Origin of the sequence: Nocardioides sp. NPDC006303, from assembly GCF_040613175.1 — a bacterium.
GTDB lineage: Bacteria > Actinomycetota > Actinomycetes > Propionibacteriales > Nocardioidaceae > Nocardioides.
The window spans coordinates 1-15,338 of sequence record NZ_JBEXRR010000073.1 but is presented as its reverse complement, the minus strand read 5'-3'; the positions used below and the strand labels follow the sequence as shown (position 1 = coordinate 15,338).

General features: G+C 69.4%; 15 protein-coding genes. 9 read left to right on the top strand and 6 right to left on the bottom strand.

The window, feature by feature from the left end; all coding sequences use genetic code 11:
• The first annotated feature begins 211 nt into the window (after positions 1-211).
• A complete protein-coding gene (locus ABZY89_RS29150; RefSeq protein ID WP_355232669.1) occupies positions 212-751 on the top strand; it encodes a GNAT family N-acetyltransferase in 540 nt (179 codons plus the stop codon).
• A 12-nt stretch (positions 752-763) separates the two neighbouring features.
• Here ABZY89_RS29150 and ABZY89_RS29145 read toward each other — a convergent pair whose 3' ends face one another.
• The 3 genes from ABZY89_RS29145 to obgE form a co-directional block, all read right to left on the bottom strand.
• The gene (locus ABZY89_RS29145; RefSeq protein WP_355232668.1) at positions 764-1,738 is read right to left on the bottom strand and encodes an endonuclease/exonuclease/phosphatase family protein; all 975 of its coding nucleotides are present in this window, start codon (positions 1,736-1,738) and stop codon (positions 764-766) included.
• 79 nt (positions 1,739-1,817) lie between these two features.
• Positions 1,818-2,930, bottom strand: a complete 1,113-nt coding sequence (gene proB / locus ABZY89_RS29140) for a glutamate 5-kinase (protein WP_355232667.1) — start codon at positions 2,928-2,930, stop codon at positions 1,818-1,820.
• Positions 2,927-4,477, bottom strand: a complete 1,551-nt coding sequence (gene obgE / locus ABZY89_RS29135) for a GTPase ObgE (protein ID WP_355232666.1) — start codon at positions 4,475-4,477, stop codon at positions 2,927-2,929. The genes proB and obgE overlap by 4 nt, the downstream gene beginning before the upstream one ends.
• A gap of 77 nt (positions 4,478-4,554) precedes the next feature.
• Between obgE and ABZY89_RS29130 the strand changes: the two genes are divergently transcribed.
• The gene (locus ABZY89_RS29130) at positions 4,555-5,409 is read left to right on the top strand and encodes an LLM class flavin-dependent oxidoreductase (protein WP_355232665.1); all 855 of its coding nucleotides are present in this window, start codon (positions 4,555-4,557) and stop codon (positions 5,407-5,409) included.
• Positions 5,410-5,475: 66 nt separating this feature from the next.
• Here the strand turns inward: ABZY89_RS29130 and rpmA are convergent, their stop codons facing one another.
• Together rpmA and rplU are read right to left on the bottom strand one after the other, a co-directional pair.
• On the bottom strand, positions 5,476-5,733 hold the full coding sequence (gene rpmA, locus ABZY89_RS29125; RefSeq protein ID WP_141803598.1) for a 50S ribosomal protein L27: 258 nt from the start codon (positions 5,731-5,733) through the stop codon (positions 5,476-5,478).
• Positions 5,734-5,769: 36 nt separating this feature from the next.
• Positions 5,770-6,072 carry a 50S ribosomal protein L21 gene (gene rplU, locus ABZY89_RS29120; protein WP_160024636.1) on the bottom strand — a complete coding sequence of 101 codons (303 nt, stop codon included), beginning with the start codon at positions 6,070-6,072 and terminating at the stop codon, positions 5,770-5,772.
• 287 nt (positions 6,073-6,359) lie between these two features.
• Here rplU and ABZY89_RS29115 point away from each other — a divergent pair, with 287 nt between their 5' ends.
• From ABZY89_RS29115 to ABZY89_RS29090, 6 genes are all read left to right on the top strand, one after another.
• Positions 6,360-7,142: a DeoR/GlpR family DNA-binding transcription regulator gene (locus ABZY89_RS29115; RefSeq protein ID WP_355232664.1), complete on the top strand. Its 783-nt coding sequence runs from the start codon at positions 6,360-6,362 to the stop codon at positions 7,140-7,142.
• Positions 7,143-7,264: 122 nt separating this feature from the next.
• Positions 7,265-8,641 (top strand): sugar ABC transporter substrate-binding protein, encoded by a 1,377-nt coding sequence (locus tag ABZY89_RS29110; protein ID WP_355232663.1) that lies wholly within the window; start codon positions 7,265-7,267, stop codon positions 8,639-8,641.
• A complete protein-coding gene (locus ABZY89_RS29105) occupies positions 8,641-9,591 on the top strand; it encodes a sugar ABC transporter permease (protein WP_355232662.1) in 951 nt (316 codons plus the stop codon). The genes ABZY89_RS29110 and ABZY89_RS29105 overlap by 1 nt, the downstream gene beginning before the upstream one ends.
• Positions 9,591-10,427: a carbohydrate ABC transporter permease gene (locus ABZY89_RS29100; protein WP_355232661.1), complete on the top strand. Its 837-nt coding sequence runs from the start codon at positions 9,591-9,593 to the stop codon at positions 10,425-10,427. Before ABZY89_RS29105 ends, ABZY89_RS29100 begins: the two co-directional genes overlap by 1 nt.
• On the top strand, positions 10,424-11,899 hold the full coding sequence (locus ABZY89_RS29095) for a mannitol dehydrogenase family protein (RefSeq protein WP_355232660.1): 1,476 nt from the start codon (positions 10,424-10,426) through the stop codon (positions 11,897-11,899). Before ABZY89_RS29100 ends, ABZY89_RS29095 begins: the two co-directional genes overlap by 4 nt.
• A 123-nt stretch (positions 11,900-12,022) precedes the next feature.
• The gene (locus ABZY89_RS29090; RefSeq protein ID WP_355232659.1) at positions 12,023-12,925 is read left to right on the top strand and encodes a DUF559 domain-containing protein; all 903 of its coding nucleotides are present in this window, start codon (positions 12,023-12,025) and stop codon (positions 12,923-12,925) included.
• 55 nt (positions 12,926-12,980) lie between these two features.
• Here the strand turns inward: ABZY89_RS29090 and ABZY89_RS29085 are convergent, their stop codons facing one another.
• On the bottom strand, positions 12,981-13,964 hold the full coding sequence (locus ABZY89_RS29085; RefSeq protein WP_355232658.1) for a helix-turn-helix domain-containing protein: 984 nt from the start codon (positions 13,962-13,964) through the stop codon (positions 12,981-12,983).
• Between the two features lie 68 nt (positions 13,965-14,032).
• On the opposite strand from ABZY89_RS29085, the gene ABZY89_RS29080 reads away from it, so the two are divergent.
• A complete protein-coding gene (locus ABZY89_RS29080; protein WP_355232657.1) occupies positions 14,033-15,244 on the top strand; it encodes a hypothetical protein in 1,212 nt (403 codons plus the stop codon).
• The last annotated feature ends 94 nt before the right edge of the window (positions 15,245-15,338 follow it).

The window sequence follows — 15,338 nt, the reverse complement described above, 5'->3', positions numbered from 1 at the left end:
TCTCGACGGGCCCCGGTGTCAAGGACCGCGAAGCGGCCGGCGAAGCCGGCGGCCGAAGGCCGTCCTTTACTCCGGGGCCCGTCGAGAAGACCCTCGAAGCAAGGGTCGGCGGCCCACCCCAACCAAGAAGCACAGCACCCGACGAACCAGAACCCCACGTACAACCCAAAAAGCCCCTGACCAACCCCGAATCCAGCTACCGTCCAAGAACATGAAACCCCTGGGCGACGTCCCCTGGCCCCCAGATCCGATCGTCACCGAGCGCCTGCTCCTCCGACAGACCAAGCCCGAGGACAGACAAGGGCTCGCCGAGCTCCTCTCGAACGAGACCGTGCAGGCGTACCTCGGCGGCCCGCAGCACACCCGAGAAGAGCTGGAACAGCTGATCCCGGAGGATCCGAACACCAGGCCCGGAATCTTCGCCGTCGAGCACGCGGGCGAGTTCATCGGAAGGATCACGATCCAGCGCCGCGATCGGGCGTGGGCGCACCACGTACGCGAGGAGGGCGACGAGGTCGAGCTCGGCTACGAGTTTCTTCCGACATCGTGGGGCGCGGGCATCGGGACAGAAGCGACCAGAGCCGCCCTCGACTGGATCGAGACGACGCTCCCGGGCGAGCCCGTCGTCCTCACCACCCAGGTGGCCAACGAGCGCTCCCTGCGCCTGGCCCGCAGGCTCGGGTTCGTCGAGGTGGAACGGTTCCTGGGCTTCGGTGCCGAGCAGTGGTTCGGGGTGCTCAAGACCGGCTAGCCCGGCGGAGCCTCACTCCTCGGGAGTACCGAGGTAGGCGACCAGCGCCAGGTGGTCGGAGCCCGGCACCTCGACCGTCTTCGTCGCCAGCGCGACCAGGTCGTCCCCGATCAGGACGTGGTCGATCGCGGTCGACGGCGGAAGAGGTACGCCGGCGAATCCCTCGGTCGGCCAGGTGGGCTGCCATCCGGCGTTGCTGGCCCGGGCCGCGTCCTGCAGGTCGGCGTCGTCGAGCAGCCGCCGGACCGTGTGGTGGTCGAGCGAGGCGTTCAGGTCGCCCAGGACGAGGTCGGGCTTCTCCGCGGCCGCCTCCTCGATCATCAGCTCCTGCTCGGCGGGCCAGGATGCGAGCGTGGGCGGCGCCGGATGCGCGACGACGACCCGCCGCTCCCCCACGTCGGCGACCCACGACCCCATCGCGGTCTCGATCCGGCGCGACTTGGTGATCGGCTGGTCGGCGAAGATCATCGTGCCCATGGTGCCGGGTGCGGCCTCGCCGATCCGGTAGGGAAGCTGGTCGCGCAGCGTCCTCGACAGCTTCGCGAACGCCTCCGGGGTGATCTCCTGGATGGCGAGCACGTTGACCTTGTGCGCACGCACCGTCTCGACCACGACGTCGGTGTCGCCCTTGCCCTCGAGAAGGTTGGTGGTCATCACGGTCAACGGCTCACCGGCGCTGGTCGCCCGGGATCCCGCATAGAGTGGCGCCTGCCAGGCCACGTGCACCGCCAACAACAGCGCGGCGACCCCGGCGACGACCGCGAGCCGGATCCGGCCGGGACCGCTGGCCAGCCAGACCAGCACCAGGACCGCGATCAGACACAGGGCGTACATCCCGACGCCGAAGGGCGCGAACGCGGCCAGGCGCACCGCCCGCAGATCCGTGCTCGCCAGTGCCCGGGAGAACGTGATCGCCAGCGCCGGCAGGCCACAGAGGACGAGCACTCCCCACGCCAGCGCCAGCGGCACCCACCGGGCTCGGCTCACGCGGCCACCACCGTAGCGCAAGCGCCAGAGTACGGCGCCGGCCGCGTGTTGATCATCTGGTTCGCTCGCTGGCGCTCGCTCATAACACGACCAGGTCGTCGCGGTGAATGACCTCCCGAGCGTACGCAGCCCCGAGATTGGCCTCGAGATAGCCGGAGGACCGCCCGGCCAGCCGCGGGATCTCGTCGGCGTCGTAGTTCACCAGGCCGCGCGCGACGGCCACCCCCGACGGGTCGACTATGTCGACCGGGTCGCCGGCATGGAACGCGCCGGAGGAGCCGGTGACCCCCGCGGCGAGCAGCGAGGCACCGCGGCGACTGATCGCGGCGACCGCACCGGCGTCGACGGTGATCGAACCGACCGGCTCGGTGGCGTGCTGGAGCCACAGCAGACGCGCGGGCCGCCGCTTGCCGACGGCATGGAACAGGGTGCCGACCGCCTCGCCCGCGAGCGCGGCCTCTGCCTGTGCGGCCGAGGTCAGCACGACCGGGACCCCGTCGTCGACGGCGATCCGGGCGGCCTCCAGCTTGGTCACCATGCCCCCGGTGCCGACTCCGGCGGCGCCGGCCTTGCCGATGGTCACGCCGTCGAGGTCGGCCAGTGAGGCGACCTCGTCGATCCGCTGCGAGCCGGGCTGGGACGGCGGCGCGTCGTAGAGCGCATCGACGTCGCTGAGCAGAACCAGCAGGTCGGCCTTGACCAGGTGGGCCACCAGCGCCGCGAGCCGGTCGTTGTCGCCGAACCGGATCTCGGAGGTGGCCACGGTGTCGTTCTCGTTGACGATCGGGAGCACACCCAGGTCGAGCAGCTTCGACAGCGTCGCGTCGGCATTGCGGTAGTGGGCCCGCCGGTTCAGGTCATCGACCGTGAGCAGCACCTGACCTGCGATGATGCCGTGTCGGGCGAGTTCGTCTGTGTAGCGGTGAACGAGCAGCCCCTGCCCCACGCTCGCCGCCGCTTGCTGCTTGGCCAGCGCCCTCGGACGCTTGGCCAGCCCCAACGGCGACAGCCCGGCCGCGATCGCCCCGGAGGAGACCAGGACGACCTCCTGTCCTGCGGTCCGCGTCTTGGCGAGTACGTCCACGAGCCCGCTGAGACGGGCCGGGTCGATGCCGCCGGCCGCGGTTGTCAGTGACGAGGAACCGACCTTGACGACGATCCGCCGCGCGCCGGTGACCTGGACACGACTCACTCGGCCTCCTTGGCCTCGGGATCGTCCTCGGCCCAGTCGCGGTCCGGGTCGTCCTCCCCGCCGATCTCGTACGCCACGGGGCCGGCCCCGTCGCGCAGCCGGCGGGCGACGTCGGCGCGGGCTTCGTACTCTTCCTTGGTCTCCATCCCGGCGTCGATCTCGCGTCGCCGGGCGGCAGCGGGGCGCTCCTCGTAGAAGCGCTGGTCCTCGCCGCGGCGGCCGAGCATCTCGGCACCGGTGTCGATCGAGGGGCGGAAGTCGAAGACGACCGAGTTGGCCGGATCGCCGATGATGACGGTGTCGCCCTCCTGGGCGCCGAGCTCGACCAGGCGCGTCTCGACGCCGAGCCGGTTGAGGCGGTCCGCGAGGTAGCCCACGGCCTCCTCGTTCTCGAAGTCGGTCTGGCGCACCCAGCGCTCGGGCTGCGGGCCACGGACGAGGAATTCGCCGTTCTTCGACACCTTGACCGTGAAGCCGTTCTTGCCCTCCACGCCCTCGGGGCGCAGCACGATCCGGGTCGGCGGCGCCACCGGGACGTCCTTGCGGGAGTCAGCGACGATCTCAGCCATCGCGTAGATCAGCTGCTGGGTGCCCTCGCCCGAGGCGGCGGAGATCTCGAAGACCTTCATCCCGCGCTTCTCGAACTCGCCGATGGTCATCTCGGCGATCTCGCGGCCGTCGGGGACGTCGACCTTGTTCAACGCGACCAGCCGGGGCCGGTCCTCGAGGCCGCCGTGGCGGGAGAGCTCGTTCTCGATGACGTCGAGGTCGTCGATCGGGTTGCGGCCCGGCTCGATGCTCGCGGTGTCGATGACGTGGACGAGCGCGGCACAGCGCTCGATGTGGCGCAGGAACTCGTGACCGAGGCCGCGACCGTCGGCGGCACCCTCGATCAGGCCCGGTACGTCGGCGACGGTGAAGGTGATCTCGCCGCCCTTCACGACGCCGAGGTTGGGCACCAGGGTCGTGAACGGGTAGTCGGCGATCTTCGGCCGAGCTCGCGAGATCGCCGCGATCAGGGACGACTTACCGGCGCTCGGGAACCCGACCAGGCCGATGTCGGCGACGACCTTGAGCTCCAGCCCGATCTCTCGCGCCTCACCCGGCTCGCCGAGGAGCGCGAAGCCGGGAGCCTTGCGCTTGGAGGAGGCCAGTGCCGCGTTGCCGAGCCCGCCACGGCCGCCCTCGGCGATGACCAGCTCGGAGCCCGGGCCGACCAGGTCGGCCAGGACGTTGCCGTTCATGTCGGTCACCACGGTGCCGTCCGGGACCGGAAGCACCATGTCGTCGCCGTGGGCGCCGTTCTTGTGGTCGCCGGCGCCCTGGCCGCCGTTGGGGGCCTTGCGCTTGGGACTGTGGTGGTAGTCGATCAGGGTGGTCACGTCGGGGTCGACGCGCAGGATGATCGATCCGCCCGGGCCGCCGTTGCCGCCGTCGGGACCGCCGAGCGGCTTGAACTTCTCGCGGTGAACCGACGCCACCCCGTGTCCGCCACGACCGGCCTCGACGTGGAGGGTGACGCGGTCGACGAAGGTGGGTACAGCCATGACTCCAGCCTACCGACGGCACGCCCCACACCTGTTATCCGCGCGACGCGTCGCGGCCTCAGGTGCAGACTGTGCGCATGCGTGTAGGAACAGTGATGTGGCCGATCGAGGACTGGCCGGCGATGGGCGAGCGTTGGGTGCAGGCCGAGCAGCTCGGGTTCGAGACGGCGTGGGTCTATGACCACCTGGCCTGGCGCGGGCACAGCCCGTGGGAGGAGGCGTTCACGTCGATGGCGGCCGCGGCCGCCCTGACCTCCACGATCCGGCTGGGCACGCTGGTGACCACTCCCAACTTCCGTACGCCGATCCCCACGGCCGCGGCGATCCGCAGCCTCGACCGGATCTCCGGAGGGCGCATCACGATCGGTATCGGCGCGGGCGGCGACGACCACACCTCCGACGGCGACGTGCTCGGGCGGGAGTTCACGCCTCGCGAGCGCGCCGACCGATTCGCGGAATGGACCCGCACCGTCGACCAGCTGCTGCGCGACTCACCGGTGACGATCGACGGCGAGCACTGGCAGACCCACGAGGTCACCGTCTCCCCCGGTCAGGTGCAGCAGCCCCGCACCCCGCTGTGGCTGGCCGGCAACGGCCCGCGCGGCATCCGGCTCGCGGCCGAGGTCGGCGACGGGTGGATCGCCAATCCGCAGAGCGACGACCCGAAGGCGTACGTCGCCGAGCGGCTCGACATGCTCCGTACGGCCTGCGAGAAGGCCGGCCGGGACTTCGACGCGATGCCGAAGCTCTTCATGTCAGGCTTCACCGACGAGCCGTGGACCGAGTCGGCCGACGCGTTCGAGGACCTCGTCGGCTCCTACGCCGAGATCGGGATCACCGACATCGCGATCCACTGGCCGCGTGCCGGGACCCGCTGGGAGGTCTCGCAGAAGGTCTTCGAGGCGATCGCCCAGCGCGCGACGGAGCTCTGAGACGACCAAAATCCGAAAGGGCGCTCCCCCAAGCGGGGAGCGCCCTTTCGAAGAAGTGCTATCGACTCAGGCGTCAGCCGGAACGATGTTGATCACGCGGCGGCCGCGGCGCTTGCCGAACTCGACCGCGCCCGGCTGCAGGGCGAACAGGGTGTCGTCGCCGCCACGGCCGACGTTGGTGCCGGGGTGGAAGTGGGTGCCACGCTGGCGGACGATGATCTCGCCGGCGCTGACGACCTGGCCGCCGAAGCGCTTCACGCCGAGGCGCTGAGCGTTGGAGTCGCGACCGTTCTTGGTGCTTGCCGCACCCTTCTTGTGTGCCATCTTCTCAGTCCTTTAAGTGTCTCTAGAACGCCGGAATCAGGCGTTGATCGCGGTGACCTTGACCTGGGTGTACTTCTGACGGTGACCCTGGCGCTTCTTGTAGCCGGTCTTGTTCTTGTACTTCTGGATGATGATCTTCGGGCCCTTGGAGGCACCGACGATCTCAGCAGCAACCGAAGCCTTGTCGAGGCCGGTCGAGGTCACGTTCTCGCCGTCGACCAGGAGGACCACGGGCAGCGAGACGGCCGAGCCGTTCTCACCGTCGAGGCGGTCGATCTCGATGACGTCGCCGACAACGACCTTCTGCTGCTTGCTGCCAGCCTTCACGATCGCGTACACCGCGGTCTCCTTCATTGCTCCGAACTCAAAGTCTTGTGTCGACCCGCGGCAAGGCAGACCGGACCCCGAAGCGATAGGTGCCAGCAGATGCCTGCAGGAACGGCGCACTGCGCACGCCGAGATTCAATCTTACGTACGCGGCGAGGTAGCCGCAAAACGCCGCGGCACCGTCCGCCTGGACACTGCCGGTGACATGGTGCCCCAGAGGGCCCCGATCACACCAACCGGGCGCCCGGTTCGGCGGCTACCCCTACGAACCGGGCACGATTCCGGGCATGATGACGCCCATGACGTCGACCGAACCGTCGCTCGCGAACCAGGCCCGGCAGGAGGAGATCCTGGCGCGCGCACGTACGACCGGCCGGGTGTCGGTGACCGATCTCGCGCCCGATCTCGGGGTGAGCGTCGAGACGATCCGGCGCGACCTCAAGGTGCTCGCCGACCGCGGCGTCGTGGAGCGGGTCTACGGTGGCGCGGTCGCCCTGGAGAGCGGCAGCTTCGAGACCTCGCTCGAGTTCCGCGCGGGCCGCGACGTCGACGAGAAGCACCGGATCGCCCGGGCCGCCCTCCAGCACCGGCACGGCGCGGAGACGATCTACATCGACGAGGGCACGATGCCGCAGTTCCTCGCCGAGGAGCTCCTCGGCCAAGGGCCCGCGACGATCATCACCCCCTCACTCCCGGTGGCCACCCGCCTCTCCGCCGATCCGGACCTCACCGTGATCGTCCTGGGCGGGCGAGTCCGCACCATCACCCGGGGCGTCGTGGACCAGTGGGCGACCCGGATGCTCGCCGACCTGGTGATCGACCTGGCCTACATCGGCGCCAACGGGATCTCCCGCGAACAGGGCCTGACCACCCAGGACCCCTCGGTGGCCGCGGTCAAGCGCACCGCCATCGAACGCTCCAGGCGGCGGATCTTCTTCGGCGCCCACACCAAGTTCGGAGCCTCCAGCCTGTGCCGTTTCGCCGGCGTACGCGACTTCGAGCTGCTCATCACCGGCACCGAGCTGCCGGCCTCCGAGGCCCGCCGGTTCTCGGCGCTCGGACCCCGGGTCGTACGCGCCTGAGAAGAGGGCCTGAGAACGGGCAACAACCGGGCGCTTCGGGCGCAGCGACCGGGCTAGGGGGTCCGGCCGAAATTACGCCATCGTGGTCCGTGACGACAGTCACACTGCGAGGAGGCAGATCGATGCGGGTACGGAGACGGACCTCCGCAGCGCTGACAGCGCTCTCATTGACCACCGTGTTGTTGACGGCATGCGGGACCGGCGGACTGGGCGCCGGCGGGACGAGCGCGGGTGAGCACAGCATCACGGTGCTGATGGTGAACAACCCCCAGATGCTCGAGCTCCAGGAGCTCACCGCGGAGCACTTCACCGAGGAGACCGGGATCGAGGTGAACTTCGTGGTCAAGGTCGAGCAGGACATGCGCGACACCGCGAGCACCGAGTTCGCCAACCAGTCCGGGATCTACGACGTGGCGACGCTGTCCAACTTCGAGATCCCCTACTACGCCGAGGCCGGCTGGATCTCGGACATGGAGAGCATCGCGAACGACCCCGAGTTCGACCAGGACGACATCCTGCCGCCGATGACCGAGGCGCTCTCGGCCAACGGCAAGGTCTACGGCCAGCCGTTCTACGGCGAGTCCTCGTTCCTGATGTACCGCAAGGACCTGTTCGAGAAGCACGGCATCGAGATGCCGGCCAACCCGACCTGGGAGCAGGTCGCCGGCTTCGCCGCCCAGATCGACGAGGCCGAGGCCGACATGCGCGGCATCTGCCTGCGTGGCCTGGCCGGCTGGGGCGACAACCTCGCCTCGATCACGACGGTGGTCAACACGATGGGCGGCACCTGGTTCGACGAGGACTGGAACGCCCAGGTCAACAAGGGCGGCTTCAAGAAGGCGGCCAACTTCTACGTCGACCTGGTCCGCGAGCACGGCGAGGCCGGCGCCGCGACCTTCAGCTTCCCGCAGTGCCTCAACGCCATGCAGCAGGGCAAGGTCGCGATGTGGTACGACGCCACCTCCGGCGCGGGGTCGCTGGAGGCCGAGGAGTCGCCGGTCAAGGGCAAGGTCGGCTACGTCGCCGCCCCGCACGACCAGACCGAGAACGCCGGCTGGCTCTACACCTGGGCCTGGGCGATCCAGAAGGCGTCCCGGCATCAGGAGGACGCCAAGAAGTTCGTCGCCTGGGCCTCCAGCAAGGAGTACGAGCAGCTGGTCATGGCCGACACCGAGAACGACACCGGCGGGCCGACCAACGTTCCCGCGGGCAAGCGTGCCTCGACCTATGCGGACCCCGACTACCTCGAGGTGGCCGGCTCCTTCGCGACCCCGACCGTGAACGCGATCAAGAACGCCCAGGCCGACAACCCCGGCGTCCAGAAGCGGCCCTACAACGGCATCCAGTTCGTCGGGGTTCCGAGCTTCACCGACTTCGGCACCGAGTGCGCCAAGCAGCTCAGCAGTGCCATCTCGGGCTCGAAGACCACCGACGCGGCCCTCGACCGCTGTCAGTCGCTCGCCCAGGCGTACGGCGACGTCCAGAAGGAGAAGCAGTGATGGCCACGGTGACCGCACCACTCCGCGAAACGACCGAGCCGACGGCGACCCGGCCGCCCGCGGCGTACAAGAAATGGGGCCGGGAGTCGTGGAAGCTGCGCGCGCCCCTGCTGCCCGCGCTGATCTTCCTGATCGTGGTGACGCAGCTGCCGTTCGTGGCGACGCTGGTGATGTCGTTCATGAACTGGAGCGCCCAGCCCGACGCCCCGGGGCGCAGCTTCGCCGGCCTCGACAACTTCAAGACCGTGTTCACGACGCCGGCCTACCGTACGGCCGTCCTGAACACGATCGAGATGACCGTGGTCGTCGTCGGGGTCAGCGCCGTGCTCGCCCTCGGGATCGCGATGTTGCTCAACCACGCCTTCATCGGCCGCGGTCTGGTCCGCACGATGATGATCGCGCCGTTCCTGATCGTGCCGATCGCTGCCGCGGTCTTCTGGGGCAACGGCATCCTGATGACCGGGTTCGGCCTGGTCGACGGTGTGCTCGGTCAGCTCGGGGTGCCAGGTGCTCAGGACATCGCGTTCCTCACCGACCATCCGAAGCTCGCCATCGAGATCGAGCTGATCTGGCAGTGGACGCCGTTCATGATGCTGATCCTGCTCGCCGGCCTGCAGTCGCAGGACCCTGAGGTGCTCGAGGCGGCGAGCATCGACGGCTGCAGCGGGTGGCAGACGTTCGTGCACATGACGCTCCCCCACGTACGCCGCTACCTCGAGCTCTCGATCGTGCTCGGCACGATCTTCATCGTCCAGAACTTCGACTCGGTCCTGGGCATGACCGGTGGGCTGAACTCCACCAACATCCCCTACGCCGTCTACGAGACGTTCTACTCGGCCAAGGACTACGGGGTCGCCTCCGCACTGGGCGTCGTCGTGGTCATCGGCTCACTGATCATCGCGACCTTCGCGCTGCGCGTCGTGTCGTCCCTGCTCGAGGAGGAGAGCTGATGAACACCTGGAACCGGCAACGGGTGGCGAAGATCGTCATCCCGCTAGCAGCCTGGCTGGTCGGCATCATCTTCGTGATCCCGATCCTCTACATGGTCCTGACCTCGCTGCACGCACCGCAGGACGCCCAGACGTATCCGCCCAGCTGGGGTGCCCCTCTGACGCTGGACAACTACACCGGCCTGTTCACCTCCGCGAACCCGATCACCCCGGCACTGATCAACTCGGTGATCACCAGCGTGATCTCGACGCTGCTGGTGCTCGTCCTGGCCATCCCCGCCGCGTACGCCCTGGCGATCAGGCCGGTGAGGAAGTGGTCGGACGTGATGTTCTTCTTCCTCTCGACCAAGATGCTGCCGATGGTCGCGGGCATCCTGCCGCTCTACCTGTTCACGACGAAGGTCATCAACATGCCCGACAACGTGATCGTCCTGATCCTGATCTACACCGCGATGAACCTACCGATCGCGGTCTGGATGATGCGCTCGTTCCTGGTCGAGGTGCCACCCGCGATCATCGAGGCGGCCTCGATCGACGGCGCCAGCACGTTCCGCATCCTGACCCGCATCGTGGCCCCGATCGCCATGCCCGGCGTCGCGGCCACCTCGCTGATCTGCTTCATCTTCGCGTGGAACGAGCAGCTCTACGCCAAGGTGCTCACCAGCGTCGCCGCCCAGACCGGACCGGTCTACGTGAACACCCTGATCCAGACCGAGCACGCCTATCTCGCCGAGCTCGCCGCCGGGGCGACGCTGATCTCGCTGCCCGTGCTCATCGCCGGGTTCGCTGCTCAGGACAAGCTGGTGCAGGGTCTCTCTCTCGGGGCGGTCAAGTGACCTTTCCGCGCCTCACGACAGCACGGCTCGGCGAGCTCTCCGCGTCCGTTGCCGTCCCTGCCTACGACCGCTCCGCCGTCACCCCCGGGATCGTGCATCTCGGGGTCGGTGGCTTCCACCGGGCCCACCAGGCGCGCTACGTCGACGACCTGCTCGCCTCGGGCGTCCGCGACTGGGGCATCGTCGGGGTGGGGCTGATGCCCCAGGACGCACGCATGCGGGATGCTCTCGCCGCGCAGGACCATCTCTACACGCTCGTCGAGCGGGCGCCGGACGGGGGCGTGCGTGGGCGGGTGATCGGCTCGATCATCGACTACCTCTTCGCGCCCGACTCCCCCACGGACGTGCTGGCGCTGCTCACCGATGCGCGGATCCGGATCGTGTCGCTGACCATCACCGAGGGCGGCTATCACGTCAACCAGGCGACCGGCGGCTTCGACGCCTCCGACCCGGCCATCCAGGAGGACCTGCGGCCGGGTGCGGTGCCGACCACGGCATTCGGGTACGTCGTGGAAGCGCTGGCGCGCCGTCGTGCCGCCGGGGTGGCACCGTTCACGGTCATGTCCTGCGACAACATCGCCGGCAACGGGGAGGTCGCCCGGGCGATGTTGTCTTCCTTCGCGTCCCTGCGTGACCCGGCCCTGGGTGACTGGATCAGGTCCGAGGTGGCCTTCCCGAGCTCGATGGTGGACCGGATCACCCCGGCCACCACCGATGCCGACGTAGAGGAGGTCGGCTGGCGGTTCGGGATCGGGGACGCCTGGCCGGTGGTCAGCGAGCCGTTCTCCCAGTGGGTGCTCGAGGACCGCTTCCCCCAGGGACGACCGCCGTTCGAGCAGGCCGGGGTCGAGATGGTGCCCGATGTCGAGCCCTATGAGCTGATGAAGCTGCGGCTCCTCAACGCCAGCCACCAGGCGCTGTGCTACCTCGGCTATCTGTCCGGCTACCGCTACGCCCACGAGGTCTGCACGGACCCGCTGTTCGTCGACTTCCTGCTCGGCTACATGTCACACGAGGGCGCTCCGACCCTGCCGCAGGTGCCCGGGGTGGACCTGCCGGGCTACCAGCGGGAGCTGATCTCCCGCTTCGCCAACCCCTACATCCGCGACACCTTGGCACGTCTGTGCGCGGAGAGCTCCGACCGGATCCCGAAGTGGCTCGTACCCGTCATCTCGGCCCAGCTCGCCTCCGGAGGCTCCGTCCGCCGGTCGGCGCTCGTCGTCGCCTCCTGGGCCCGCTACGCCGAAGGCGTCGACGAGCAGGGGGCGACGATCGACATCGTCGACCGGCGCCGGGCCGATGTGACGGCCCGCGCGATCGCGCAGCGTGAGGACCCCCTCGCCTTTCTCCGCGACCCCGACCTCTTCGGCGACCTCGTCGACTCCCCTGAGTTCACCGAGCCGTACGCCGAGGCGCTGGCGTCCCTGCACGCGGTCGGGGCGCGGAAGACTCTCGAGTCCTGGGAGACCTGACACACAGTTCGTGTGCTCTGGGCGGGTCGGCACCGAATTGAGGTTGAACCGTGTGCATCGATGCACCAGGTTGATCTCATCCCGGCAGCCGACCTGCCCAGACGTCGAACCTCGAGGTGAACTGTGTGCGCCGCGCCCGCCCTGACAGATGTCCTCCGCGTACGCGGTGGGGCAACCACCCGCAAGGAACTGCTCGACCTGGGGCTCCGCGACGAACTTGACGCGGCTCTGTCTGGCGGGACCGCCGTCGCGCTCACCGGCGCTCGCGTGGCACTCCCCGGGCTTCCCGACGACAAGTCAGCGGCACTCGCAATCGGCGGCGTCGTCTCCGGGCTCAGCGCCGCGCGCGTGTGGGGCTGGTCGCTGAAGCACGAGCCCACCCAGATCGAGGTGACCGTGCCGCGCAACAGCTCACGGAAGGCGCGACCAGGTGTGGTCATACGCCGTCGTGATCTGCCCGGCGGCGCAGGCTCGACCGGCGCCATCACCTCGCGGGCGCAGACAGTGGTCGACTGCGCCCGCGACCTTCCCTTCGACGAGGCGCTGTGCGTCGCCGACTCGGCGCTGCGCGATGGGCTGGTCACCGGGCTGGCCCGTGAGGATCTGATCGCCGCAGCCGAGGCCTTGCCGCGCACCGGGCGTCGGCGCGCCTTCGATGTGATCGCCGTCGCCGACCAACGAGCGGCGAACGCGTTCGAGTCGGTGACCAGGGCCATCGTGCTCCCGATCGCAGGTCTCTCCGTCGAGCCCCAAGGCGACCTGGGAATCAGCGAAGCAGGCGCGGCGCAGTACGGCGACCTGGTCGATGCGCGCCTGAAACTTCTCATCGAGTGCGAATCCTGGGCCTACCACTCCGGCGAGGAGCCGTTCCGGCGCGACGTCCGCCGCTATACCGACCTGGTCGCGCTGGGCTGGACCGTCCTCCGTTTCGTCTGGGAGGACGTGATGCAGCGGCCCGACTACGTACGTCGCCAGGTCGAGCGAGTCGTCGAACGCCTCGGTCGTCAGGCCGTCCCGATGGGATAGCCGCTGATCACCGGCGACGGCACAGCACCGAAGGCACAGGGAGGCGCGCTGGGCATCACCCAACGAGCTCATCGCCCAGTGCCGTACGCCAGTAGAGCACCTCGCGGCCCGCGCGACGGCGCATCACCACCCCGGCGTCGAGGAGCACACGCAAGTGGTTGCCGACGGCACCGACGGGCAGCTGGGTGAGCGCCGCGAGCTGGGTCGTGGAGCGTGGCGAGTCGAGCAGGGCTAGCACGCCGGCGCGGTTGGCGCCGATCAGCCGGGCGAGGGCTCGGGCAGGGTCGGCGCCATCGCTGCCGGTTCCGGCGAGCGCCCCCGAGACGGGGTAGATGATCGCGTATCGCTGCGGCAGGTCCCAGGCCAGCCAGGAGCCGTCGCTGTGGACCGGTACGAAGCGGAGCTCGTGGGCGTCGGAGAGGTCGCGGGTGGGCAGGTCGTAGCCGTTGACCTGAAGCACCCCGTCACCGAGCCACTTCTTCTGCTTCGTGCCGAGGGTGTCGAAGACGCCGGCCCAACCCTCGCTGGCGAGCTGACTGGCGCGGGACACGATGTCGGCCTCGAGCACTCGTCGTCGACGCGGCCAGTCGGCCTGGACGGTCGCGGTCCAGATCCAGCGGAGCAGCTCGGTCACGGCGTCGCGGATCCCCGGTCGCTCCGCGGCGACCGGGAGGTCGCCGGCGATCTCGCGGAGCTCGGCGCGCATGCGCGGCTCCTCCCAGGCGAGCAGCTGGGCGAGCTCGTCCTCGAAGGTGGCCCCGTCACCGAGGGGAGGCGGGGTGAGGAAGTCGGCCATCCACCCAGGCTTGTCGCCGCGGCGGGGCCGCCACATCGTGGCGTCGAGCGCCTTCAGCATCGGATCGGAGGCCAGCAGCTCCCGATACGCCTCGAGGTAGGCGGCGCGGAAGGATCGCTGCCACGGGGTCCCGTTGGCGTCGGGACGACTGAGGACGGTCAGCGCGGCCACCGTCTCATGGAGCGGGGAGACCACGAACCGGCTCTCGGCCAGCAGGTCTGCCGGGATGATCCAGGTTCCCATCGCTACGACCTTTCGCGTGTGTGCGAATCATTATCCATCCGGGTCTCAACCGTCCCAGACTTCACAGCATGACGAGCACTTCCGCGCTGCCCGCACCCACGACGTACGGGCAGCTCTTCTCGATCCCCGAGTTCCGGGTTCTCTTCGCCAACCGCTGCCTGGTGATGATCTCGGTGGCTGCGTCGTCGCTGGCGCTGGGGACGATCATGTACGAGACCACGGGATCGGCCCTGCTCAGCGCGCTGTCGATGTTCGGCGGGCCGCTGGTCTCGCTGGTCGTCTCACAGCTGTTCCTCGGGCTCTCCGACACCCTGCGACCCCGCACCGCGCTGATGCTGCAGATGGCCGGGCCGCTGGTGGCCAACACGCTGCAGGCGGTGCCGGGGATGCCGTGGCAGGCACGGTTCGCTCTCCTGGCCATCCCCTACGCGGTGAACGCCATGCTCGCCGGCACGCAGTGGGTCGTGCTGCGAGACATCATGTCCGGCGAGTCCTACGCCCTGGGCCGCTCGACGCTGAACCTCGCCGTCGGCGGGATGCAGGTCGTCGGCTACGGCCTCGGCGGCGTCGCGCTGGTGTGGCTCTCGCCCCAGACGCTGTTCGTGGTCGCGGCTGCCGTCAACCTGCTCAGCCTGGTGACGATGCGGTTCGGCATCAAGGACCGGCCGGCCCCAGGGCGTACGTCGGAGGGGGTCGTCGCCAGGACCCGCCGGATCAACCGGCTGCTTCTCGGCTCGCGGGTCACCCGGCCGCTCTACCTCGCCGGGTGGGTGCCGAACGGGCTGATCGTCGGCTGCGAGGCGCTGTTCGTTCCCTACGGTCACGGTTCGCTCGCGGGCTATCTCTTCGCCGCCGGGGCGGCCGGGATGATGATCGGCGACCTGGGCGCCGGCCGCTTCCTGACGATCCCCCAGCGCGATCGGCTGATCGGCCCGCTGCGCTTTCTCCTGGCCGCGCCCTTCCTCGTCTTCTGGCTCTCCCCGCCTGCCCCGGTCGCGGTGTGCGCGGTGTTCCTCGCCTCGGTCGGCTACGCCGCGTCACTCCCGCTGCAGGAGCGCCTCATCACCCACACCACCGATGACATCCAGGGCCAAGCGCTCGGCCTCCAGGGCCAGGGAATGATGATCGGCCAAGCCATGGGCGCCGGCATCGGAGGCGCCATCGCCACGTACCTCTCCCCCGGCCACGCCATGGGGCTCCTGGCCGCGGCCTCGTTGCTGGTCACCATCGGGCTCACCCCTGGCCTTCGGCGCTCCGCCCCGCCCTCGCTGGGCCGGTAGTCGCGGGCGGGAGCGCCGGAGCCCCGGCGACCGCTCCTCCGCGAGCCCCGCGACGGTCATCCCGAGCGCCTCCCGCGTCGACCTGATGTTGGAC

Bases quoted from the DNA above. Each gene is read 5' to 3' on its own strand.
- ABZY89_RS29150 (WP_355232669.1), top strand. From the start codon at position 212: ATGAAACCCCTGGGCGACGTCCCCTGGCCCCCAGATCCGATCGTCACC.
- obgE (WP_355232666.1), bottom strand. From the start codon at position 4,477: ATGGCTGTACCCACCTTCGTCGACCGCGTCACCCTCCACGTCGAGGCC.
- ABZY89_RS29130 (WP_355232665.1), top strand. From the start codon at position 4,555: ATGCGTGTAGGAACAGTGATGTGGCCGATCGAGGACTGGCCGGCGATG.
- rpmA (WP_141803598.1), bottom strand. From the start codon at position 5,733: ATGGCACACAAGAAGGGTGCGGCAAGCACCAAGAACGGTCGCGACTCC.
- ABZY89_RS29115 (WP_355232664.1), top strand. From the start codon at position 6,360: ATGACGTCGACCGAACCGTCGCTCGCGAACCAGGCCCGGCAGGAGGAG.
- ABZY89_RS29110 (WP_355232663.1), top strand. From the start codon at position 7,265: ATGCGGGTACGGAGACGGACCTCCGCAGCGCTGACAGCGCTCTCATTG.
- ABZY89_RS29105 (WP_355232662.1), top strand. From the start codon at position 8,641: ATGGCCACGGTGACCGCACCACTCCGCGAAACGACCGAGCCGACGGCG.
- ABZY89_RS29100 (WP_355232661.1), top strand. From the start codon at position 9,591: ATGAACACCTGGAACCGGCAACGGGTGGCGAAGATCGTCATCCCGCTA.
- ABZY89_RS29085 (WP_355232658.1), bottom strand. From the start codon at position 13,964: ATGGGAACCTGGATCATCCCGGCAGACCTGCTGGCCGAGAGCCGGTTC.
- ABZY89_RS29080 (WP_355232657.1), top strand. From the start codon at position 14,033: ATGACGAGCACTTCCGCGCTGCCCGCACCCACGACGTACGGGCAGCTC.